The sequence below is a fragment of the Saccharospirillum alexandrii genome, from assembly GCF_043641555.1.
Lineage (GTDB): Bacteria > Pseudomonadota > Gammaproteobacteria > Pseudomonadales > Natronospirillaceae > Saccharospirillum > Saccharospirillum alexandrii_A.
On sequence record NZ_JBHZRJ010000002.1, the window covers coordinates 70,995 to 93,526 of the forward strand.

Annotated in this window: 18 protein-coding genes; 15 read left to right on the plus strand and 3 right to left on the minus strand. The window is 58.1% G+C overall.

Annotated elements, in window-relative coordinates; translation table 11 throughout:
- Positions 1–21 precede the first annotated feature (21 nt).
- The 6 genes from smc to ACHUE7_RS06240 all read left to right on the plus strand — a co-directional run bounded on the left by smc (position 22) and on the right by ACHUE7_RS06240 (position 8,130).
- On the plus strand, positions 22–3,525 hold the full coding sequence (smc, locus tag ACHUE7_RS06215; protein WP_394169226.1) for a chromosome segregation protein SMC: 3,504 nt from the start codon (positions 22–24) through the stop codon (positions 3,523–3,525).
- Between the two features lie 13 nt (positions 3,526–3,538).
- Complete coding sequence (gene zipA / locus ACHUE7_RS06220) at positions 3,539–4,723, plus strand: cell division protein ZipA (protein ID WP_394169227.1); 1,185 nt, start codon at positions 3,539–3,541, stop codon at positions 4,721–4,723.
- A gap of 13 nt (positions 4,724–4,736) precedes the next feature.
- Positions 4,737–6,776 (plus strand): NAD-dependent DNA ligase LigA, encoded by a 2,040-nt coding sequence (ligA, locus tag ACHUE7_RS06225; protein ID WP_394169228.1) that lies wholly within the window; start codon positions 4,737–4,739, stop codon positions 6,774–6,776.
- 51 nt (positions 6,777–6,827) lie between these two features.
- Positions 6,828–7,265: a hypothetical protein gene (locus tag ACHUE7_RS06230; RefSeq protein WP_127555507.1), complete on the plus strand. Its 438-nt coding sequence runs from the start codon at positions 6,828–6,830 to the stop codon at positions 7,263–7,265.
- Positions 7,262–7,558, plus strand: coding sequence for a YheU family protein (locus tag ACHUE7_RS06235; protein WP_394169229.1), 297 nt, complete (start codon positions 7,262–7,264; stop codon positions 7,556–7,558). The genes ACHUE7_RS06230 and ACHUE7_RS06235 overlap by 4 nt, the downstream gene beginning before the upstream one ends.
- A 92-nt stretch (positions 7,559–7,650) precedes the next feature.
- Positions 7,651–8,130, plus strand: coding sequence for a DUF2489 domain-containing protein (locus tag ACHUE7_RS06240; RefSeq protein ID WP_394169230.1), 480 nt, complete (start codon positions 7,651–7,653; stop codon positions 8,128–8,130).
- Between the two features lie 173 nt (positions 8,131–8,303).
- Here ACHUE7_RS06240 and ACHUE7_RS06245 read toward each other — a convergent pair whose 3' ends face one another.
- Together ACHUE7_RS06245 and ACHUE7_RS06250 are read right to left on the minus strand one after the other, a co-directional pair.
- A complete protein-coding gene (locus ACHUE7_RS06245) occupies positions 8,304–8,780 on the minus strand; it encodes a hypothetical protein (RefSeq protein ID WP_394169231.1) in 477 nt (158 codons plus the stop codon).
- Between the two features lie 405 nt (positions 8,781–9,185).
- Positions 9,186–10,073: a recombination-associated protein RdgC gene (locus tag ACHUE7_RS06250; protein WP_394169232.1), complete on the minus strand. Its 888-nt coding sequence runs from the start codon at positions 10,071–10,073 to the stop codon at positions 9,186–9,188.
- 137 nt (positions 10,074–10,210) lie between these two features.
- Between ACHUE7_RS06250 and rrtA the strand changes: the two genes are divergently transcribed.
- Positions 10,211–10,819, plus strand: a complete 609-nt coding sequence (rrtA, locus tag ACHUE7_RS06255) for a rhombosortase (RefSeq protein ID WP_394169233.1) — start codon at positions 10,211–10,213, stop codon at positions 10,817–10,819.
- On the opposite strand, the gene ACHUE7_RS06260 is transcribed toward rrtA, so the two are convergent.
- The gene (locus tag ACHUE7_RS06260) at positions 10,781–11,662 is read right to left on the minus strand and encodes a LysR family transcriptional regulator (RefSeq protein WP_394169234.1); all 882 of its coding nucleotides are present in this window, start codon (positions 11,660–11,662) and stop codon (positions 10,781–10,783) included. The genes rrtA and ACHUE7_RS06260 overlap by 39 nt on opposite strands.
- A 374-nt stretch (positions 11,663–12,036) precedes the next feature.
- Here ACHUE7_RS06260 and leuC point away from each other — a divergent pair, with 374 nt between their 5' ends.
- The 8 genes from leuC to trpB all read left to right on the plus strand — a co-directional run bounded on the left by leuC (position 12,037) and on the right by trpB (position 22,501).
- Complete coding sequence (gene leuC, locus ACHUE7_RS06265; protein WP_394169235.1) at positions 12,037–13,470, plus strand: 3-isopropylmalate dehydratase large subunit; 1,434 nt, start codon at positions 12,037–12,039, stop codon at positions 13,468–13,470.
- Positions 13,467–14,114, plus strand: coding sequence for a 3-isopropylmalate dehydratase small subunit (leuD, locus tag ACHUE7_RS06270; RefSeq protein ID WP_394169236.1), 648 nt, complete (start codon positions 13,467–13,469; stop codon positions 14,112–14,114). Before leuC ends, leuD begins: the two co-directional genes overlap by 4 nt.
- A 9-nt stretch (positions 14,115–14,123) precedes the next feature.
- Positions 14,124–15,215 (plus strand): 3-isopropylmalate dehydrogenase, encoded by a 1,092-nt coding sequence (gene leuB, locus ACHUE7_RS06275; RefSeq protein ID WP_394169237.1) that lies wholly within the window; start codon positions 14,124–14,126, stop codon positions 15,213–15,215.
- Positions 15,216–15,343: 128 nt separating this feature from the next.
- Positions 15,344–16,456 carry an aspartate-semialdehyde dehydrogenase gene (gene asd, locus ACHUE7_RS06280; protein WP_394169238.1) on the plus strand — a complete coding sequence of 371 codons (1,113 nt, stop codon included), beginning with the start codon at positions 15,344–15,346 and terminating at the stop codon, positions 16,454–16,456.
- A 370-nt stretch (positions 16,457–16,826) separates the two neighbouring features.
- Positions 16,827–19,589 (plus strand): FimV/HubP family polar landmark protein, encoded by a 2,763-nt coding sequence (locus ACHUE7_RS06285; protein WP_394169239.1) that lies wholly within the window; start codon positions 16,827–16,829, stop codon positions 19,587–19,589.
- An 81-nt stretch (positions 19,590–19,670) separates the two neighbouring features.
- Positions 19,671–20,516: a tRNA pseudouridine(38-40) synthase TruA gene (gene truA / locus ACHUE7_RS06290; protein WP_394169240.1), complete on the plus strand. Its 846-nt coding sequence runs from the start codon at positions 19,671–19,673 to the stop codon at positions 20,514–20,516.
- Positions 20,517–20,615: 99 nt separating this feature from the next.
- Complete coding sequence (locus ACHUE7_RS06295) at positions 20,616–21,281, plus strand: phosphoribosylanthranilate isomerase (RefSeq protein WP_394169241.1); 666 nt, start codon at positions 20,616–20,618, stop codon at positions 21,279–21,281.
- A gap of 5 nt (positions 21,282–21,286) precedes the next feature.
- Positions 21,287–22,501 carry a tryptophan synthase subunit beta gene (gene trpB, locus ACHUE7_RS06300; RefSeq protein ID WP_394169242.1) on the plus strand — a complete coding sequence of 405 codons (1,215 nt, stop codon included), beginning with the start codon at positions 21,287–21,289 and terminating at the stop codon, positions 22,499–22,501.
- Positions 22,502–22,532 lie beyond the last annotated feature (31 nt).

Genomic DNA, 22,532 nt, shown 5'->3' on the forward strand with positions numbered 1-22,532 from the left:
GCCCTGGACTGACATCGCCCTATGCGATTGAAAAGTATTAAAATGGCCGGGTTCAAATCCTTTGTCGACCCGACCACCATCCCGTTCCCGACCAATCTGTCGGCCATTGTTGGCCCGAACGGCTGTGGTAAATCCAACACCATTGATGCGGTACGCTGGGTGATGGGGGAGTCGTCCGCCAAGCACCTGCGTGGCGAGTCGATGACCGATGTTATCTTCAACGGCAGTAACGCCCGTAAGCCGGTCGGCCAGTGTTCGGTCGAACTGGTGTTTGATAATTCCGACCACTCCCTGAAAGGCGAGTACGCCGCCTTCAACGAAATTGCGATTCGCCGCCGGGTCACCCGGGATGGCCAGTCCACCTATTTTCTCAACGGCACCAAATGCCGCCGCAAAGACGTTACCGATCTGTTCCTGGGTACCGGCCTGGGCGCGCGCAGCTATGCGATTATCGAGCAGGGCATGATTTCCCGGCTGATCGAAGCCAAACCAGAAGACCTGCGCAACACCATTGAAGAAGCGGCTGGCATTTCCCGTTACAAGGAACGCCGCCGCGAAACCGAAAACCGGATGCGCCGCACCCGGGAAAACCTCGAGCGCCTGACTGACATCCGTGAAGAGTTGGAGCGCCAGCTGCAGCATCTGCATCGCCAGGCGCAGTCCGCCGAGAAATACAAGGAATTCAAGCAGGAAGAACGCACCACCCGGGCGCAACTGGCCGCCTTGCGCTGGCAGGGGCTCGACCGCGAAGTGGCCGAGCAGGATATGCGCATTGCCGAGTTCGAAACTCGCTACGAAAGCTTCGTGACCGAGCAACGCCGCATCGATGCCGACATTGAAGCCTTACGCGAAGCGCACCACACCGCCACCGAAGCGTTCAACGACGTCCAGGCGCAGTACTACCAACTCGGCAATGAAATCGCGCGCTTTGAGCAGACCATGCAGCATCGTCAGGAGCAGAGCCACCAGCTGGTTCAGGATATTCAGGACGCCGAGCGCACACTGCAGGAAGCCACCCAGGCCAGCCAGTCCGACAGCGACCGGGTGGAAGAGGCCCGTGAAACACTGGAAATGCTGGCCCCCGAGCTGGAGGCTGCCGAAGAACAGGTGATGCTGGCCGCCGATGAACTGGCCGATCTGGAACAGCGCCAGCAGGACTGGCAAAGCCGCTGGGACCAGTTCAACCAGAATGCCCAGGGCCCGAAACGTCAGGCCGAGGTCGCTCAGTCGCGCATTCAGCACCTGGAGCGAGTGATCGAGCAGTTGCACCGCCGACAGGAAACCCTCTACCGCGAGCGGGATCAACTGGCGGCTGATCCGGACGCCGAGAACCTCGAAGCCCTGATCGACCAGACCGATGAACTGGAGATGCGAGCCGAGCAATTCCAGACGCGTATGGACGAGCTGGCCGATCAGCAACAGCGCAGCCGCGAGCAGGCCGAAGCCAAGCGGCGCGAACACGACAGCGTGCGCCAGCAATTGCAGCAGAAGCAGGGCCGTCAGGCGACCTTGCAGGCACTGATTAAGGCCGCCATGGGCGATGAAGCCCAGGGTGTGCGCGATTGGCTGGCGAGTCATCAGTTGCGCGAAGCGCGGCGTTTGGCGCAGGAATTGAGCGTCGAGCCCGGCTGGGAAGCGGCGGTCGAGGCTGTATTGGGCGATCGGTTGCAGGCCATCGCCATCGATTCACTCGATGCGGTGAGCGGCGCTATCAGCCGCTTTCAGGACGGTACTCTGACACTGCTGTCGACCGAGCGCGCCTGTGACGTCGGCGACGCCAGTCAGTCATTGCTGCGCAAGGTGCAGTGTGATCGTGATCTTTCGCCCTGGCTCGCCTCGGTTTACACCGCCACCAGCCTCGACGAGGCACTGGCGCGCAGAGACAACCTGGCCCCACACGAAAGCCTGATTACCCCGGATGGCGTCTGGATCAGCCATAACTGGCTGCGTATCCAGCGCGGGGAGGGCGGCTCCGACGGTCTGCTTAGCCAGCAGCAGGAACTGGAAACCCTGGTCGATGAACTCGACGAACTCGAGGCGGTGGAGGAAGACCTCGAGGTCAGCCTGAATATGGCGCTGATGCAGCAAAAGGCCATTGAGGAAGAACGGGAGCAAGTGCAGCGCGACAACCAGCAGTTGTCGCGTCAGTTAGCCGAAGCCAAATCGGAACTCAGTGGCCGCCGGGTACAGGCCGAGCAGATGCGCGAGCGCCGCGCCCGCCTAAACGAAGACATTCAGGAAGTCGAAACGCAAATGGCCGCCGAGCGCGAAACTCTGGCCATGGACCGCGAAGAACTGCAGCAGTCACTCGATTCAATGGAAGAAGATGTCGATGAACGCGAAGCCCTGATGGCCGAGCGCGAAGAGCACCGCATTACCCTCGACGAAAAACGCGATGCCGTTCGCCAGGCCCGCGATGCCCAGCATCAGCTGCAATTGAAGCAGCAGACACTGCAAACTGAAGTGAATTCGCTGAATGGTGCCCTGGAGCGCGCTGCACAGCAAAAAGAACGCGCAAAGGAGCGCCTGGAGCGTCTGAAATCCCAGATGGACGACCGCCAGGACCCATTGGACGACTTGCGCGAGACGCTCGAAATCAAACTCGAAGCGCGACTGGAACTGGAAGAATCGCTGCAGGAAAAGCGCACCGCCATGGAAAGCTCAGATGCCGAAATGCGCTCACTGGAGCAGCAGCGTGTGGTGGCTGACCAGCAAGCAATGTCGGTGCGCACCGAGCTTGAACAACACAAAATGGCAGCCCAGACCCAGATTACCCGGCGTGCGACGCTGGCCGAACAATTGGCCGAGCAGCAGTTTGACCTGGATACCGTCATCGCCAACCTGCCCGAGAACGCCAACGAGACAGAGTGGGAAGAGGGGCTTGAGCGGCTGGCGGCGAAAATTCAGCGGCTGGGGCCGATCAACCTGGCGGCCATTGAAGAGTACCAGACGCAAAGTGAGCGTAAACGTTACCTCGATGAGCAGGATCAGGACTTGCAGCGAGCGCTGGAGACACTGGAGAATGCCATTCGTAAGATCGATCGTGAAACCCGCACCCGCTTCAAGGAAACCTTCGATCGGGTGAACCAGGGGTTGCAGGAGCTGTTTCCCAAGGTCTTCGGTGGTGGCCATGCGTATCTGGAACTGACCGGGGATGACTTGCTCGACACCGGGGTGGCCATCATGGCCCGGCCGCCGGGCAAGCGAAACAGCACCATTCATTTGTTGTCCGGGGGTGAAAAGGCACTGACGGCCATTGCCCTGGTGTTCAGTATTTTCCGGCTGAATCCGGCGCCGTTCTGTATGCTGGATGAAGTGGACGCGCCGTTGGATGATGCCAACGTCGGACGCTATGCAAAATTGGTGGAGGCTATGGCCGAACACGTACAGTTTATCTACATCACCCACAATAAGATTGCGATGGAAATGGCGCACCAGTTGATGGGTGTGACCATGAATGAGCCGGGCGTCTCACGCCTGGTGTCTGTGAATGTTGAGGAGGCTGCCGAACTGGCAGCCATGTAACGGGGACCAGCGAATGGAATTGCGTGACGTACTGATCATACTGGGCATCGTGCTGATTGCCGTGATCGTCTGGGACGGGGTGCGCCGCATGAAGCTGCGTAAGCCCAAGCCCCGCCGCTCGGTAACCGATCTGGGGCCCGACCCGGAAGAAGAAAAGAAAAAAGCGGAACTGGCGCGCGAGCTGCCAAACGGTGGCGCACGGGTGCGCGACATGACCGAAGAAGAGCGTGAAGTCATTTCCTCCAGGCTCAATTTACGCGAGCGGGTACCCATGTTGATGGATTCGGTAGATGCCGAGCCGGAGACCGACCGCGAAACACCAGCGCTCACCGATGGCCGGGTAGAGCAACAGGCCCTCGACTTCGACCGGGAGCCCGATCCGCAAGAATCAGTGGTTGACCCAAAAAAAGCAGCGGCGTCAGCGCCACACGGCTCAGATTCGCAACCGTCGATTTCCGCAAAAGACAACGACTCAGAGCACTGGGATTCCGACTGGCATTTCAGCGCTGTGGATGAAGATGCGCAGGTAGACGCTGCAACAGAGACGGACACTGACGAGGTGGCACCATCCAATGAGCCCGATGTCGTCGACTCGCCCACCTACGAAGCTGATGACCCGATGGCTGATTACGAGGCTGACGAGCTTGAAGCCCCCGAAACCCATCTGTCTCATTCAGAACCGGAGCCAGAGCCAGAGCCGGAAATAACCACCGACTCGCGAGCGGCAGCCAAGCCGCAGCCGGATCCCGAATACAAGGAAGACACACGCCCGGTCGAGGAACTGGTGATCATGCATGTGATGGCCCGCGACAAGGGCGAGATAGCGGGCGGTGACTTGCTGGAGCTTCTGCTGCGAGCTGGCTTGCGTTTCGGCCCGCTGGATATCTTCCACTACCGCAACCCCCAGGGCCAGATGGAATTCAGCCTGGCCAACTGCGTGCAACCGGGTACGCTGAATCCGGATGCGATGGACCAGATGACGACGCCCGGCGTGACCATTTTCATGCAGTTGCCGTTGCGTGCTGACATGATGACGTCTTTCGATCACATGTACGAAATGGCGGTGTATCTGAGCAAAAACCTGGATGCGGACCTGCTCGATGAAGAGCACAGCACCGTAACCCCGCAACGGGTCGAACATTACCGCGAGCGGCTGCGCAACTTTGCCCGCTCGCAACTGATTCAGGTCCACGAATGATCAGAACAACGGCATGACCGAACCGAACACGACCCATCACAGCCGCACCGAACTGGACCAGTTGGTAGAGCGCATTCGTCAGCTTGATTACGAGTACTACGTGCTGAACGAGTCCAGCGTGCCGGATGCTGAATACGACCGGCTAATGCAGGCACTGATTGCCCTTGAGCACGAGCACCCAGACTGGGTGCGGGACGATTCCCCGACCCAGCGTGTTGGTGGTCAGCCCCAGGCAGGCTTTACCCAGGTACAGCACGAAGTGCCGATGTTGTCGCTCGACAATGCGTTCAGTGACGACGACATGGCAGCGTTCTACAAACGGTTGCAAGACCGGATGAACACCACAGATCCGCTGGAACTGGCCTGTGAACCCAAGCTCGACGGCATCGCCGTCAGCCTGTTGTATGAAAACGGCCGTCTGGTGCGTGGCGCCACTCGCGGCGACGGTACCACCGGCGAAGACATCACCGCCAACGTCCGCACCATTCGCAGCATTCCTTTGACTCTGCGCGGCGATGACTGGCCAGCTGTGCTGGAAGTGCGCGGCGAAATCTACCTTCCGCGCGATGGCTTTGAGCGCATGAACGCTCAGGCACTGGCGCAGGGCGAGAAGGTATTCGTCAACCCGCGCAATGCCGCATCCGGCAGCTTGCGTCAGCTCGACCCTCAGCTCACCGCCAAACGGCCTCTTGAAATGTGCTGCTACTCGGTCGGCCGCATCGACGGCGGGCAGTTGCCCGTCACTCACTTCGATACGTTGAATGCGCTGGCTGACTGGGGGTTGAAGATCAATCCGGAAAGCCGGGTAGTGACCGGTCTTGAGGAAATGCAGGCTTACTACCAGCAATTGCTCGGCCGCCGTGACCTGTTGCCTTACGAAATTGACGGCATCGTCTACAAGGTCAACAGCTTTCAGTTGCAGCAGCGCCTCGGCTTTGTATCACGAGCGCCACGTTGGGCCATTGCCCGCAAGTTCCCCGCTCAGGAAGAGCTGACCCGCTTGCTGGATGTGGAGTTTCAGGTCGGCCGCACCGGCGCGCTGACCCCGGTTGCCCGGCTGGAGCCGGTGTTTGTCGGTGGTGTGACGGTCAGCAACGCCACGCTGCACAACATGGATGAAGTCGAGCGCATCGGTGTTCACATTGGCGATACCGTCATCGTGCGTCGCGCCGGTGATGTGATTCCACAGGTAGTGCGGGTTGTGGAAGATCAGCGCCCGGCGGATGCCCGGCCAGTTACTTTGCCAGAGGCCTGCCCGGTGTGTGGCTCGGCCGTAGAACGGGTAGACGGTGAAGCGGTGTCCCGCTGCACCGGCGGCATTCACTGCGATGCGCAGCGCCGCGAAGCGCTCAAGCATTTTGTGTCGCGTCGGGCACTCGATATTGAAGGCCTGGGCGAGAAGCTCATCGACGCCTTGCTGGAAAAAGGGCTGCTGCATACCCCGGGTGATATCTTTGAGCTGACCGCCGATCAGCTGGTCGAACTCGATCGCATGGGCGAAAAATCTGCCAGTAATGTGATCGCGGCGATTGAGTCTGCCAAACAAACCACCTTGCCGCGGTTTCTATATGCGCTGGGCATCCGGGAAGTTGGGGTGACCACGGCAGCCAACCTGGCTCAGCATTTTGGGGGTCTCGAGAAGCTCTGGACTGCCACGGAAGAGGCGTTGCTTGAAGTCGATGATGTCGGTCCCAAAGTCGCCGCCCATGTGCGCCATTTCTTTGAAGAGCCCAACAACCGGCTGGAAATCGAGCGACTGGTCAGCCTGGGTATAACCTGGCCCGATCCGGCGCCTGCATCCGGCTCTATGCCGCTGACGGGGCAGACCTGGGTCGTCACCGGCAAACTCGAGTCCCTGAGTCGCGATGAAGCCAAAGACTATTTGCAGCGTCTGGGCGCCAAGGTAGCCGGCAGTGTGTCGGCAAAAACCACCCAACTGGTCGCTGGACCAGGGGCGGGCAGCAAACTGAAAAAAGCCACCGACCTGGATGTGCCGGTGATGGACGAAACGCAATTTTTAGAGGTTTTAAGGGAGCACCAGTTATGGCAATAACGGCCGGCGTAACCGCCGATGCAAACCGATTGCCGCGGGAGGGTTGCTGAGATGGATCAGGAAACCCTGGTGTACGGCGTCATTCGCGATGTTCCTTCAAACGATACGCGCTTCCTGCTGAACAGTCGGCTGGTTAATTGCGACGCCATTCTCAGCCTGACTGATCTGGACAGCTTTCCCTACCTGACCACCAGCATGTTCTCGATACCTACCGAAGAACTGGAGCAGGGAACCTACCAGACTCAGGTCATCCACTTTGCGGCTTCCTATCAGGCGGTGGAATACCACTGGGAAGCCTGGATCGCCAAATTCGAACAGCTGTTGAAGAAAATGTTCTGGGTCTCGGCCACGGTACACCTTGAAACCGAGCTGTCTGGCAACCATACCTTTCAGTGGGACAGCCCCGGTGCCTACCATGCCCCGAGTGATGATCTGTCCGTACACTGCGAATGGGAGCATGAAGTGTCGTTTGGACGAGCTCGCCCGTGATCATACCCGCTGAAGAGCTGGCGCCCGAAACGCTGGATGGCATTGTCCGAGAGTGGCTGATGCGCCAGGGCGAAGACTGGGGTCTGGTCGAGGGGGGTCTCGATGACGCCATTCCGCTGGCCCGGGCTCGTGTGCTGAAAGGTGATCTGGTGATTCTGTGGAGCGAGACCGAAGAGACGCTGAACATCCTGCCTCGCGATGAAGTGCGCCGCAGCGATCAGAAAGAAGCCTGGGAGGACCAGACTGGCAGCGGTACTCACGAGCATGACAGGGATCAATCGGGCGATGCCTGACACAATTTCTAGCTGACCTGCAACCGCCTATCCGCCGTATCAACACCAAGCCCTTCATTCATCACCACCCAATTGAATCAGAGGTCGTTCCGATGAATTCCTGGATACTCTACAGCCTGGCGTTAGCCGCTATCGTTATCATCGCCGTACTGGCCGTCATTGCCTGGCGTTTGCAGCGTCAGGTTCGCCAGCAAGAGCAAGTGCGCGAGCAAGCGCAGGCTGCTTACGATCAGAAGACCGAAGCGCGCCGGGCGTTTGTGTTGCAAAGCCTGGAAATCATTTCGACCAATGTGCTCGAAGAAGACCTGAACCTGACCGAGGCGACCATTCGCTGCAAGATTCTGCTCGACTCACTGGAGCTGCCGGAAGCAGAGCGTCAGTCGTATCAGGTACTCGATCAGGTATTCGACCAGGTGCAGGGGTTCGATACCCACCAGGCCCGCAAAGACCTGACGCCGGCAGAGCGCCACCGCCAGGATCAGCAACGCGAAAAGATAGAATCGGAATTTGAAGCCGCACTGAAAGACTGCTTCACCCGCCTACAACAAATCAACCGGGCGACGGTTCAATAGCGTTGCCAATCGTCCGCAACGCGCAGCAGGGATGCTCTTGCGGGGGCGCTGTAAATACTTCCATGTAAGCTTAACTTCGGCGATCCTGCCTCAGATACTCCCGCAAGAGCATCCCTGCAGCCCGCCGCTATCTCTTAGCCTATTTATCCTACCGATTGGCAGACATTGTCAGGTCATTCACCAGCCCTGGGCACTCTCAAACGATAACTGAGTACAGCTCTTTCACCAGCAGGCAAGCTGTAGATCAGCCACTGGATATAGCCAATCTCATTGGCGGGCATCTCGACACCGGCCGGGAAGAACGTATTGCCATTACGTGACAGACGAAACTCGCCGTCGCGACCGTCCAGCTTTAACGAGCCTTCAATTAACTGAGCACCCCCGGTTGGTACGGTATTCACCAGCAACAAATCCGTGAGTGTCTGATTGCCAATATTAACCGCCTCGACTTCCAGCTCCAGCAGATCGCCGGGGCGGGCTTCGGTGATTTCAGCGCGATTAAAATTGGTGTCACCTTCTGCTTTGGTTAAGCGGTAGAAGGTTTCCTTTACCTCGATCTGGCTTTCTGCGAGGGCGCCGACACTGATCAGGCACAACAGGGATACCAGCCAGAGGCGAGCGTGTTTAGTCCATTCGAGCGTCCACTTCATGAGTCCCTCCCGAGAATCTGCACGGTCAATATAAAAACATAGTATCCATATATGACCGACTTTACACCGGTTGCACTCAGCTTAACGAGCTCTGGTGTCATGAGTTGGACATTCGCCATCAATCAACCACCTAATACTCAAGGACCATCGGGTGCGCCTACTGGAGGCCGTTAGACAACAGGGACTAAAACGCCAGGAGCGTTTTAGCACGAGCGCAGTGAGCCCGAAGGGTGAACCCCATGGATGGGGTTCATATCTTGTCTCCGAGCCCCCATGGAAGGGTTTACGGCGTGCCTCCAGTAGGCGTGCGCGATGGTCAAACTGGCTACCAATTAAAGGTTGGCAATATACCAAGTTACCCTGCGAATTTCTGACTCATGGCGCCAGAGCGAACCACTAGACGAATCAGATACCGGTGTCACGCCATTGCGGGGCCAGTTTGACCAGCCAGTCGGTCAGGGCGTCGGACATCAGCAGCGCATCGGTGCGGGGGTCATCGGAGTCGGCGCTTTGCTCGATCAGGGTGTCGGTGAACTTCAGGCGCTTCAGCGTGAAGGTGTCGTCGATGACGGCCTGGCAGTTATCGTTCAGGACGATGCCCATCTGGCGGATACGCATGCCACTGTCGAGGGAGTGGGCGATTTCCGGGGCTTCCAGATCGAGGTTGCGGTAACGTGCCTTGATGGTTGGGTCGTCGGCCATGACCAGTTCCAGGTCTTCCAGCAGTTCGGTGCCTTCCGGCCGGCGTTCGGGCTGCTGGAACCACTCAGTCAGAATGGCGCTACCCGCGACGGATTTGCCAACGGGAATGACCGGCAGCGAGCCAATGCTTTCGCGCAGGTGAGCGGTGAAGTCATCGGCATTTTTTTCGCTGGCTGCGTTGATCACCAGCCACTGGTGCTTCAGGTCGATCCAGGCGCTGGTGCGGCGGGTTTTGTGAAAGGCCCGGGGTAGCAGCTCGGCACGCAGTTGCTCTTTGAGAGCCTCTTTTTCCTTGCGGCCCGGGCGGCGGCCTTCGGCTTCCTCGACGGCGTCTACTTTTTCCGCCAGCTGTTCGTTTAATACACTGGCCGGAAGAATTTTTTCCTGAACCTGAGCGGTGATGAACAGGCGATCGCCGACTTTCTCGCACAGCATCTGGCTGTCCTTGAACGGGGCGACCCAGCCAAAGGCACTTTCCTGAAGGGCCGTCAGGCCAGTGAAGGGCGTTTGAGCCAGTTTTTCGTTGAGCTGGTCTTCAGAACCAGACCAGGCGTCGGTGAAACGATACACACGTGCGTTTTTAAACCACATTAAACCAGCTTCCCATCGGCAGTCGAAATCGAAAGGGGGGCAGTGTACTGGGTTCGCCCGGCCAGCAAAACCACTTTGCCGCATCCTGCCCAGGGTTTACCCTGAGGCTGTGATGAAGCACTAAACAGGAATCTCGAATGACCGTCATACCCGGGCGCGGCTGGCCGCGGTCAGTCTCACTGTCGATCAGAATACTGCTGTCGATCTCCGGTCTGTGTCTGCTGGGTTCTCTGGCCGGCGTGTCCGACTGGCTGGAGTATCATCGCTTTGCCGTTGCTAGCGGAGACCTGTGGCGTCCGCTGACGGCCTGGGTGGCTCAGCTTAACCCCGCCCACTGGCTGGTGAACCAGGGCGGGCTGGTGTTGTTGGCGCTGTTGCTGCCGGGCCAGTGGCAGCGCCAGGATACGTTGGCCTTTGTATGGATCTGGCTGCTGTGCAGTCTCTGGCTGGCATTCGGGCCCTATACCCAATACGCCGGGCTCTCCGGCCTGCTGTATGGCTGGCTGATCTGGGGGCTATGGCGCAGCCCGCACTACAGCGGGCTGATTCGTTTGGTTGTAGCCCTGGTTCTGGTGACTAAAGTCGTCGCTGAAAACCTGTCGGGGCCTTATGCAGGCGGGCCCAGCGGGGTTTCGGTTTTCATTCGCGGTGACATCGCCGTGCAATCGCACCTGGCGGGGCTGGTTGCCGGCTTGGTCGCTGTACTCTTAGCCTGGGGCCGGAGTGTTACGCGCAATCGCCATTAGTGCTTCGGCCCCGCGGCTCAGCGTTCGCCCCTGATGCCAGATCACCCCCAGGTGGCGGGTAAGCTGTAACTGCTCCACTGGCAATACTCTTACGCTGTCATCGATCAAGCGCGGTGGCAGCAAGCTCCAGCCCAGGCCGCTGGCGACCAGAGCGCGAATGGTTTCCAGATAGTTTACCGCCAGGGTGCGCGACAGCGGCAGATGGTGCCGCTGAAATGTCTGTTCGATCAGCCGGTAGGTGGTGGTCTGGGCATCCGGCAAAATGGCCCTGAAATGCACCAGTTCATTCAGGCGTATCTTGCCCTTGCGCTGGGTCAGAGGGTGATCGGGGCTGACCACAAACTCGAGTTTATCCGTCCACAGGGTTTCCTTGCGCAACTCACGCGGCAGGGTGGTGGGTAACGTAATAAAGGCCAGTTCCAGGTCGCGCCGGGCAATGGCCTGCAGTGTCTGTTCAGATTCCAGAAACTGCACATCCAGATGGGCATCCGGGAACTGATCGGTCAGTGACCGCAACAGGGGCCCCAGGTAGTGCAAGCCAATATGGTGACTGCTGGCAATGCTCAGTTGCCCAACCTGATCGCTGCCAGCCTGGCTAACGGCGAGGCGTGCATCCCGAATATCTTCCAGAATGCGACTCGCCCGGTCGACAAGCAGACGCCCGCTTTCCGTCAGATAAACATCCCGGCCTATCCGGTCGAACAGTTGCACCCCGAGCGATTGCTCAAGATTCGCCACCCGCTTGGAAATGGCCGGCTGAGTCAGAAACAAGCGTTCGGCGGCCCGGCTGAACGAGCCGGTCTCGGCCACGGCCAGAAAGGCTTCCAGGCTGGTGTGATCCATATGTATTCCAAATGGTTATGGAAAATATAAAAATAATAAATTTGTATTATTCATCAGTCTACATAGACTGTGCAGCACAGACAAATACCGTGACAAAAACCAAGAACCACCAGGCGTTGAGGCCTTTGGTTACACAAGTTTCGGGGTTAAGTTCAGCTCACTGGCATTGGTCCGCACCGGATACCGGGTATGCCTCTGTGGGGTCGGCGTAAATCCGTCAATGGCGGTCCGACGTCTCGGGCCTAGGCCGCAGCATCCCTGCTGCGGACTACCCCACAGAGACACACCCGGTACCCGGTGCTAGTCTTCTGAGCGAATTCCGAAACCAGAGTAAACAGAGGCGTCAAAGGTGGTTTTCCGCAGGAGGGGACGGCATGGCCGGCAAGACCTTGTACGACAAATTATGGGATGCCCATAAAGTATCCGAGCGCGAAGATGGTACCGCGCTGATTTACATCGACCGTCATTTGCTGCATGAAGTGACTTCGCCCCAGGCGTTTGAAGGCTTGCGGCTGGCCGGTCGCAAGCCCTGGCGGCTGGATACCAACCTGGCGACGCCGGACCATAACGTGTCAACCGATCTGGCGGAACGCCAGGCCGGGGTGGCGGGCATTCGTGATGAAATCTCGCGCATCCAGGTGACCACGCTTGATGACAACTGCACGGCCTTTGGCGTTCGCGAGTTCAGCATGAACGACATTAATCAGGGCATTGTGCATGTGGTTGGGCCGGAGCAGGGCGCGACCTTGCCGGGTATGACCATTGTTTGTGGTGATTCGCATACCTCGACGCATGGGGCCATGGGCTCGCTGGCGTTTGGCATTGGCACCTCTGAAGTGGAGCATGTGCTGGCAACCCAGTGCCTGATTCAGCGCAAGATGAAGAACATGCGCATTCGGGTTGACGGTGACCTGGCTCCTGGCATTACCGCCAAAGACGTTGTGTTGTACATCATCGGCCAGATTGGCACCGCTGGCGGTACCGGTTATGCCATCGAGTTTGCCGGGTCTGCGTTGCAGTCTCTTTCAATGGAAGGTCGGATGACGGTCTGCAACATGGCGATTGAGGCCGGTGCCCGTGCTGGCATGGTAGCGGTAGATGAGACCACCATCGAGTATTTCAAAGGCCGCCCCTTCGCGCCCAAGGGCGAGATGTGGGATCGTGCTGCCGACTACTGGCGCACCCTGGTCAGCGATGAGGATGCGACTTTTGACAAAGAAGTCGTGTTGCAGGCGGCCGATATCGAGCCTCAGGTCTCCTGGGGCACCTCGCCGGAAATGGTGGCGGGTGTGAGCGGCAAGGTACCGAACCCCAACAGTGTGAGTGATGAAGACAGCCGCAAAGGGGTTGTGCGTGCTCTGGAATACATGGGGCTACAGGCCGACCAGCCGATCGAATCAATCCGGCTAGACCGGGTGTTCATTGGCTCCTGCACCAATTCACGCATCGAAGATTTACGGGCCGCCGCCGCCGTGGTGAAAGGCCACAGTGTCGCCAGCAGTGTTAAGCAGGCGATGGTCGTACCCGGTTCCGGCCTGGTCAAACAGCAGGCTGAAGCGGAGGGGCTGGATGCCATTTTCAAGGCGGCTGGTTTTCAGTGGCGTGAGCCCGGTTGTTCGATGTGCCTGGCAATGAACGCCGACAAGCTGGGGCAGGGCGAGCATTGCGCCTCGACGTCGAACCGCAACTTTGAAGGCCGTCAGGGCTTTGGTGGTCGTACCCATCTGGTCAGCCCGGCCATGGCCGCTGCCGCTGCCATTAAAGGGCATTTTGTTGATATCCGCACCTGGCAGGAGGGCGCCGCATGAAACCATTTACGACTGTAGCGGGCCTGGTAGCGCCCATGGATCGCAGCAATGTCGATACCGACATGATCATTCCCAAGCAGTTTTTGAAGTCGATCAAGCGCAGCGGCTTTGGCCCCAACCTGTTCGATGAAGTGCGCTATCTGGACGAAGGTCAGCCGGGCATGGACAACAGCAAGCGCCCGCTGAACCCCGATTTTGAACTGAACAAGCCGCGCTATGCCGGTGCGCAGGTTTTGCTGGCCCGCAAGAACTTTGGCTGTGGGTCAAGTCGCGAGCATGCTCCCTGGGCGCTTGAGGATTATGGTTTTCGGGCGATCATTGCGCCGAGTTTTGCCGATATCTTCTACAACAACTGCTTCAAGAACGGTCTGCTGCCCATCGTGCTTGCCGATGACATCGTCGATCGGTTGTTTGACGCGGTCGCCAGTACAGAAGGCTACGAGCTGACCATCGACCTTGAAAACCAGCAGGTGGTTACGCCGGAAGGCGATGCCTTTGAATTTGACGTGAACGCGTTTCGCAAGCACTGCCTGATCAACGGCCTCGATGACATCGGCCTGACGCTGCAGGATGCCGACGCCATACGAGCCTATGAAACCCGCCGCGAGCAGGAAACCCCCTGGGTATTCGGACACATTCGTTAAGGAAACGACATGACAGCTAACAACCACGCTTCCATTCTTATTTTGCCCGGCGACGGCATCGGGCCTGAAATTGTTACCCAGGCCGAACGGGTTCTGAACGCCGTGGCCGAGCGGGAAGGGCTAACGTTAACACTCGATCACGCCCTGGTCGGTGGCGCTGCCATTGAGGCAACGGGAGGGCCGTTGCCTGAAGACACCCTGGCCAAGGCCCGGGCGGCCGATGCCATCTTACTGGGCGCTGTGGGCGGCCCGCAATGGGATGGTCTCGATATGGCTGTCCGCCCCGAGAAAGGGTTGCTGGGGCTGCGCTCCGAGCTGGCACTGTTTGGTAACCTGCGTCCGGCGATTCTGTATCCGCAACTGGCCAGCGCCAGCTCGCTCAAGCCCGAGATCGTCTCCGGGCTCGATATTCTGATCGTGCGCGAATTGACCGGTGGCATCTATTTCGGGCAGCCACGTGGCGAGTTTGTTAATGATCGTGGCGAGCGTGAAGGCTTCAACACCTATCGCTACAACGAGACTGAAATCCGCCGCATCGGTCGGGTTGCCTTTGAAGCGGCCCGAAAGCGTGGCAAGCGACTTTGCTCGGTTGATAAAGCCAATGTCCTTGAAGTTACGGTATTGTGGCGCAATATCATGAAGGAACTGTCAGCCGAATACCCGGATGTAGAGTTGTCGCATATGTACGTCGACAACGCCGCCATGCAGCTGGTAAGGGCGCCGAAGCAGTTTGATGTGATGGTGACCGGCAACATGTTTGGCGATATTTTGTCTGATTGTGCTGCTATGCTGACCGGTTCCATTGGCATGCTGCCGTCGGCATCTCTCGACGCAGACGGCAAGGGCATGTACGAGCCGATTCACGGCAGCGCGCCGGATATCGCCGGCAAGGGCATCGCCAATCCGCTGGCAACCATACTGTCGGTGGCGATGATGCTGCGTTACTCGCTCGGCCAGGCTGCTGCCGCCGATGCGATTGAGCAGGCGGTGAGTGATGTGCTCGACCAGGGCCTGCGCACAGCGGATATTGCGGCTGCCGGTGAAGCGGCGGTCTCGACAGACGCCATGGGCGATGCCGTTGTCGCGGCACTGACAAAGTAGCCGTCGCCCGATTCGGATGACCAATGGCCCGGATGAGCCGGGTCTCGCTGATGCTGCCGACAGGCGGCCAGCGCAAATACAGGTGACGCCGTTGCCGTGAGCGGGGCGTGAACACTGAGAGGAATAGAATGAAAGTCGGTTTTGTAGGTTGGCGTGGCATGGTGGGCTCGGTCCTGATGCAACGCATGCGCGAAGAAAACGATTTTGCAGGCATAGAGCCGGTATTTTTTACCACCAGCCAGGCCGGTCAGGCAGCGCCAGACGTTGGCCAGGGCCCGGCCGTGCTGGAAAAAGCGACGGATATTGATGCACTGGCGGCCTGTGATGTCATCATCACCTGCCAGGGGGGTGATTACACCTCGGAAGTCTATGAACCGTTGCGCAAGACAGGCTGGCAGGGCTATTGGCTGGACGCCGCCTCAACGCTGCGCATGGCTGATGAATCGGTCATCGTGCTCGACCCGGTTAACCGGGATGTGATCGACCGTGCCGTTGATGCCGGTACCAAAACCTTTGTCGGCGGTAACTGCACGGTTAGTCTTATGCTGATGGGACTGGGCGGCCTGTTCCGAGAAAACCTGATCGAATGGGTGTCACCCATGACCTATCAGGCAGCCTCTGGATCCGGCGCTCAGCACATGCGCGAACTTCTGCAACAGATGGGTTCGGTGCACAAGGTTTCAGAGCAGTTCCTGGCTGATCCGGCTTCGGCGATTCTGGAGTTGGACAAAACTGTTTCGGAATTCATTCGCAGCGCCGATTACCCGTGCGATCACTTTGGCGTGCCCCTGGCTGGCAGTCTGATTCCCTGGATCGACTCGGCATTGCCGTCTGGTCAGAGCAAGGAAGAGTGGAAAGCCCAGGTGGAAGCCAACAAGATTCTTGGCCGCAGCGATTCGCCAATCCCGATCGATGGACTCTGTGTGCGGGTGGGTGCCATGCGCTCACACAGCCAGGCGATGACGATCAAGCTGCGCAAAGACGTACCACTGAACGAGGTTGAGTCGATTCTGGCCGGTGCCAACGACTGGGTCAAGGTGATCCCGAACGAACGCGAAGCGACCATGCAGGAACTGACCCCGGCCAAAGTCACCGGAACCATGTCAGTGCCGGTAGGGCGCCTTCGCAAACTGGCCATGGGCGATGATTATCTGGGTGCCTTTACCGTGGGTGACCAGCTGTTGTGGGGGGCTGCAGAGCCGATTCGCCGCATGCTGGCGATTTTGAACCACAAAATCTAGGCGCTGAACGGATGAGCGCGGCGAGCGGGGCAAAAGAAGCAGCTCGCCGTGTTTTTCTTTTAATTTCAATTGCTTATTTATGACAAAGCGACGTGCTAGCGTCGCTTTTTTGCGTTTGGTGGCTAAAAAAGTGTGACCAAAGCGATAACAAAAAACCCCTTGTGTTGCGAAAAATCCTTTTATCAATAATACTTAGCGTAAGTTTTGAAAGTCCTTTCTAGTTTTCAAAGCCGTTAATTTGGGTGTGCAATAAAAATTGAGAACCAGTTCTCGAATTAAGGCGCCCTGACCATACAATAGCGAACTCCTTTTCAATATATTGGTGCCAGATGTGGTATTGATATCAGGGTTGAGGGAAGGGAAAAGGACGATGTTCAAAAAACAAGCGCTTGTATTTGCTATTTCTGCGCTGGCGTTTACAAATGTAGCGCATGCGCTTGGATTGGGTGATATTGAGCTCAATTCGAACTTGAATGAACCGCTCGATGCGGACATAGAACTCACGCAATTGCGTGGCCTGACTGCGGGTGAAATCATCCCGACCCTGGCCAGCAACGATGCCTTCGTGCGCGCTGGCATCGAGCGCAGTTTCTTCCTGTCCAACATTCAGTTTTCCCTCGAGGAGAACGAGGCGGGTGATCTGATCATCGCGCTGGAGACCCGTCAGCCAGTCCGCGAGCCCTTTCTTAACTTTCTAGTTGAAGTGAACTGGCCCGGTGGCCGGTTGCTGAAAGAGTACACCCTGTTGCTCGACCCTCCGGTATTCGATACTGGTGTGGTTGGCGAGTCACTGGTGATCGATCCGGCTGCCCGTCAGGAAACTGCCCCAAGTCGTGAAATCAGCACCACCACAACGGTCTCTCAGAGCAGCCAGGAAACTTCACCGGTGCCGGTTCAGACCGAGCCGCGTGTAGACAACCTGGCTGGTGATGAATACCGCGTACAACGCAACGACACTCTGTGGGAAATTGCCATGCGGGTGCCGGGACGCGACGGTTACAACATGCAGCAGGTCATGCTGGCCTTGCAGGATGTTAACCCCGATGCCTTCCTGAACGACAACATCAACCGCCTGAAGGCCGGCAGCGTTCTAACGTTCCCGACGGCCGAGCAAATGGGCAGTCGCAGCGTTCAGGAAGCTATCCGGGAAGTTGAAAGCCAGAATCAGGGCCGGGCGGCTTCATCCAGGCCTACCACTGCCTCACCGGAAACAACTGAAGTTCAGCTGTCTGCGACAGAATCGACCAGTTCTGCGTTGCCTGAACAGGACGGTGAACGCGACCCGGACGGTTACCTTGAAGTGTCGGCCGATGGCGAAGCAGGCACGAGCGCCGGTGGCGAATCGGTCGATCAGGGTGAACTTGAGCGGCTCGAGAATGAATTGGCCATTGCCGGTGAATTGAACGACCAGTTTGAGCGTGAGCGCAGTGAACTGCAGAGCCGGGTTTCCGAGCTCGAAGAGCAGCTCGCTATCATGGAGCGGATGATCAATCTGCAAAGTGGTGATGCAGCGGCTTTCCAGGCAGAGCTTGCAGAGCAGGCAGATGAAGCGGCCGCGAACGAACAGGACGAGTCGGCAATGCCACCCGCGTCGGGGAGTGCAACAACCGACGGCCCGGATGACAGCACGGCAGCGCCCGTTGATCAGGAAGACGCTACTGAGCCCGCTCAAACTGAAGCAGAAGCGCAAGCTGTAGCAGAACCCGAGCCTCAGCCAGAACCTGCACCGCAACCTGTTGTTCCACCCGCTCCCGAGCCCGGTGTAATGGGGTTTCTCCAGCCGGCGATTAACTGGGTAACCTCAAGCGTTGCCAATATGGTAGCGGCTGCGGCGGGCCTGATGGTTATTCTGCTGTTGCCCTTCTATCTGCGCAGCCGCCGTAACAAGAACGAAGAAGAAAACCTGGTCGACCTCGACGATGCCGACACGGCCGATGTTGACCCGGGTTTCGACGAAAACTTCGACGACGACATGATCGACAGTTTCGATGCCGAAGACGATTTCGAAGATCTCGGCACCGATGACAGTGACGCCACCAGCGATGCGGTCATGGAAGCTGAAATGTACATGGCCTATCAGAAATACGATCAGGCTGAAGAGAAGCTGAAGTCGGCCTTTGCCGAGCAACCGAACCGATCTGATATTGGCCTGAAGCTGCTTGAGGTTTATGCAGAAACCGGAAACAGTTCGGCGTTTTCCGAACTGGAGAGCAAGCTGAACCTGTCGGCAGAGCAAAAAGCCCAGGCGGATGAGTTTCGTAACCGCATGCCGCTTTTGGGTTCTAGCGAGTCGATGGGCTCAGAGTTGGACGATGACGATCTGGATTTTGGTAACTTCAGTGCAGACAGTGAAGACCTGACTTCCCTGGACGGCCCGGAAGACAAGCCCGGTTCCAACGACATTGATTACTCGACCAGTATTGATGACCGCGCGTCATCGGGCCAGTCGTCCGATTCGAGTCTGACACTCGATTCCCCGGGCAGCGAAGCCAGCACTGATCTGGATTTCAGCCTCGATCTCGATGATCTTGAGTTGCCGGAAAGCGACGACGATGAAGGCCTGGATTTCGACTTGCAAGAGTTGGGTCTGGACGACGAAGAGCCTGCAGCAGAGCAACCAAAACCGGCGTCTTCCGAGCTGGATTTTGATTTCGACGAGTCTGACGATGGTGAGCTGTCTTCTGATCTGGATTTCAGTCTGGATGAAACGTCGCTCGACCCGGAACCGGAATTGCCGAAGCTGGACAGTGAAGACGACCTTGATTTCGATACTGAGCTTGCTTCGCTTGACGGCGCCGATGATTCACTCGAATCGGCTGAGCCAGACGAGCTGCCCACTGACGACAGCCTGAGCCTGGATAGCGATGAGGCCGACGATCTGTCCGTAGATCTGGCGGAAGATTCCGATCCGTTGCAGGATCTTGCAGACGCTTTGCCGGGTGAATCCGAGCTCGATGACGACGAGTTCGATTTCCTGTCAGGCAACGACGAAGCCAGTACCAAGCTTGATCTGGCCCGGGCTTATATTGAGATGGACGACAAGGATGGCGCACGTGACATCCTGGAAGAAGTCGCTCATGAAGGCACCGACGACCAAAAACGCATGGCCAAGGAATTGATGGATCAGCTCTGATCCTCAGCCTGGTCGGGTCTTTCAAACCGACCCGAATGCTGTAAACTGCGCCGCTCCCTGAGCGGCGTTTTTTTTGGACTCATGACAGAAGCATTTCCCTTTTTAAAATCCGGGCACCGTTATCGCGTAGCCATGTGCGTGGAGTACCGGGGCACTGAATATTACGGCTGGCAGATCCAGAAGACTGGAGTGCGAACCGTTCAGGCTGAACTCACCAAGGCCATTTCCAAAGTGGCCAATGAGCCGGTTGATCTTATTGTCGCCGGTCGAACCGATGCCGGTGTTCATGCCAGCAATCAGATTCTGCATTTCGATACGGCCAGCTACCGCAAAGCCTATGGCTGGACGTCGGGCGTCAATACTGAACTGCCCAACGACATCAGTGTGCAGTGGACTCAGGCCGTGGATATCGATTTTCACGCTCGCTTCTCGGCACGCGAACGCGCTTATCGTTACATTGTCTATAACGCCCCCATGCCCAGCGGTATTCTGCGAGATGGCATGACCTGGGAACGCCGCGAACTGAGCCTCGAGCGCATGCAGGCTGCGGCCAATCTGTTGCTGGGCGAGCATGACTTTTCCTCCTTTCGCGCGGCCAATTGCCAGGCGCACTCACCCGTAAAAGACGTTCGCGAACTCAGGCTGGTGCGCCAGGGTCGGCTGATCGTGTTGCAGGCGCGCGCTAACGGTTTCTTGTACCACATGGTGCGCAATATCATGGGCGTGCTGATGGCCATTGGTCGTGGCGACAGACCGGTCGAATGGGCCCTCGAGGTGCTGGAAGGCCGCGACCGGAACCGGGGAGGCATTACCGCACCAGCGGCCGGCTTGTATTTTGTACGGGCCCGCTACGAGCGCGGCGATTTGCCCGAGCGCGAAGCCGGGCCTGCCATTCTGGATGGGTTTGCCGGCCTGACAGAGGTTTAATCCCGAAAGGCTCATAATACCGCCACTCTTTGTCACCAAGGGCATTGGGACTGGCCCCCGGCTTTGGTAGACTGGTACTGATACTTTCAGGAACGGACCATGAGCCCGGAAAACACGCCTCACGCAGGGTTGCACCCGCGGACCCGAATCAAATATTGCGGCATGACGCGCCAGAGCGATGTTGAGTTTGCCGATCGGCTGGGCGTCGATGCCATCGGGCTGGTGTTTTATCCACCGAGCCCCCGAGCCGTTACGCCCGGGCAAGCAGCGCCCCTGGCCAAAGCGGCTGGTGTTTTTTGCAGCAGGGTAGGGCTCTTTGTTAACCCCACCGAAGCGGAAGTTCGGGAAATCCTGAGCCTGGTGTCGCTCGATGTACTGCAATTTCACGGTGAGGAATCCCCGGGTTTCTGTGCCAGCTTCGATCGCCCCTGGATCAAGGCGCTGCGCGTTCGGGATTCCGAAACGCTCGCGCAGGCATTGGACCAATACCAGGACGCAGATGGCTGGATTCTGGATGCCTACAAAGCCGGTGTTCCGGGTGGAACCGGTGAAACCTTTCAATGGACACTCATCCCTGAACGATGGCGACGCCGTATAGTCTTGGCCGGGGGGCTCACGCCGGCCAATGTGAATGAGGCGGTCTGTGCGATCAGACCGCAGGGCGTAGACGTCAGTGGCGGAATCGAGGCCGGAAAAGGCCTGAAATCGCCCGACAAGATGACTGAATTTATGCGCCAGGTAACCCTGGCCGATGCAGGAAGATAATACCGATGACAACGATTACCGAAGACTACCACGCTCATCCGGACGCGACCGGGCACTTTGGCCCGTATGGCGGGCGTTTTGCTTCAGAAACCTTAATGGACGCGCTCGATGAGCTGTCGGCCATGTACACCAAGCTGAAAGACGACCCCGACTTTCGTCAGCAGTTCGATAAAGACCTGGCTCAATACGTGGGCCGTCCGTCACCCCTGTATCTGGCAGAGCGTCTGACCAAAAACTGGGGCGGCGCCGACATCTACCTGAAACGTGAAGATCTGAACCACACTGGCGCGCATAAGATCAACAACACCATTGGCCAGGCGCTGCTGGCAAAATACAGTGGCAAGCCCCGGGTGATTGCTGAAACCGGGGCCGGTCAGCATGGTGTTGCAACCGCCACCGTAGCCGCCCGGCTGGGGCTTAAATGCGTGGTGTACATGGGGGCCGAAGACGTAGAGCGCCAGAAGCTGAACGTGTACCGCATGCGCTTACTGGGTGCCGAAGTGGTGTCGGTAACCTCAGGGTCACGCACCCTGAAAGATGCGATGAACGAAGCCATGCGTGACTGGGTGACCAATGTTGATGACACCTATTACATCATTGGCACGGTCGCTGGCCCGCACCCCTATCCGACACTGGTACGTGATTTCAATTCCATTATTGGTCGTGAAGCGCGCCGGCAGATACTGGAGCAAACCGGTGAGCTGCCAGATGCACTGGTTGCCTGTGTCGGCGGCGGGTCGAATGCCATTGGTCTGTTCTGGGAGTTCCTGAACGACGAAGGCGTTGAAATCTACGGTGTGGAAGCCGGCGGGCACGGGCTCGACGGTGATGATCACGCAGCTCCGCTGAGCAAGGGGCGCCCGGGCGTCTTGCATGGCAACCGCACCTACATCATGGCCAACGACGATGGCCAGATCAGCGCGACCCATTCCGTATCGGCGGGCCTCGACTACCCCGGTGTTGGGCCCGAGCATGCCTGGTTGAAAGATTCGAACCGGGCAAAATACGTGGCCATTACCGACGATGAAGCGCTGGAAGCCTTTCGTGAGCTGACCCGGACCGAAGGCATTATGCCTGCGCTCGAAAGTGCTCACGCGGTTGCCTATGCCAAGAAACTGGCCAAGCAACTGGGGAAGGGCAAGCGTATCATCGTGAATCTGTCTGGCCGGGGTGACAAAGATGTTCACACCGTGGCGGCACTGGATGGTTTGTCAATTTAAGGATCGGTGAGGGGCCCTGACAGCAGGGCCC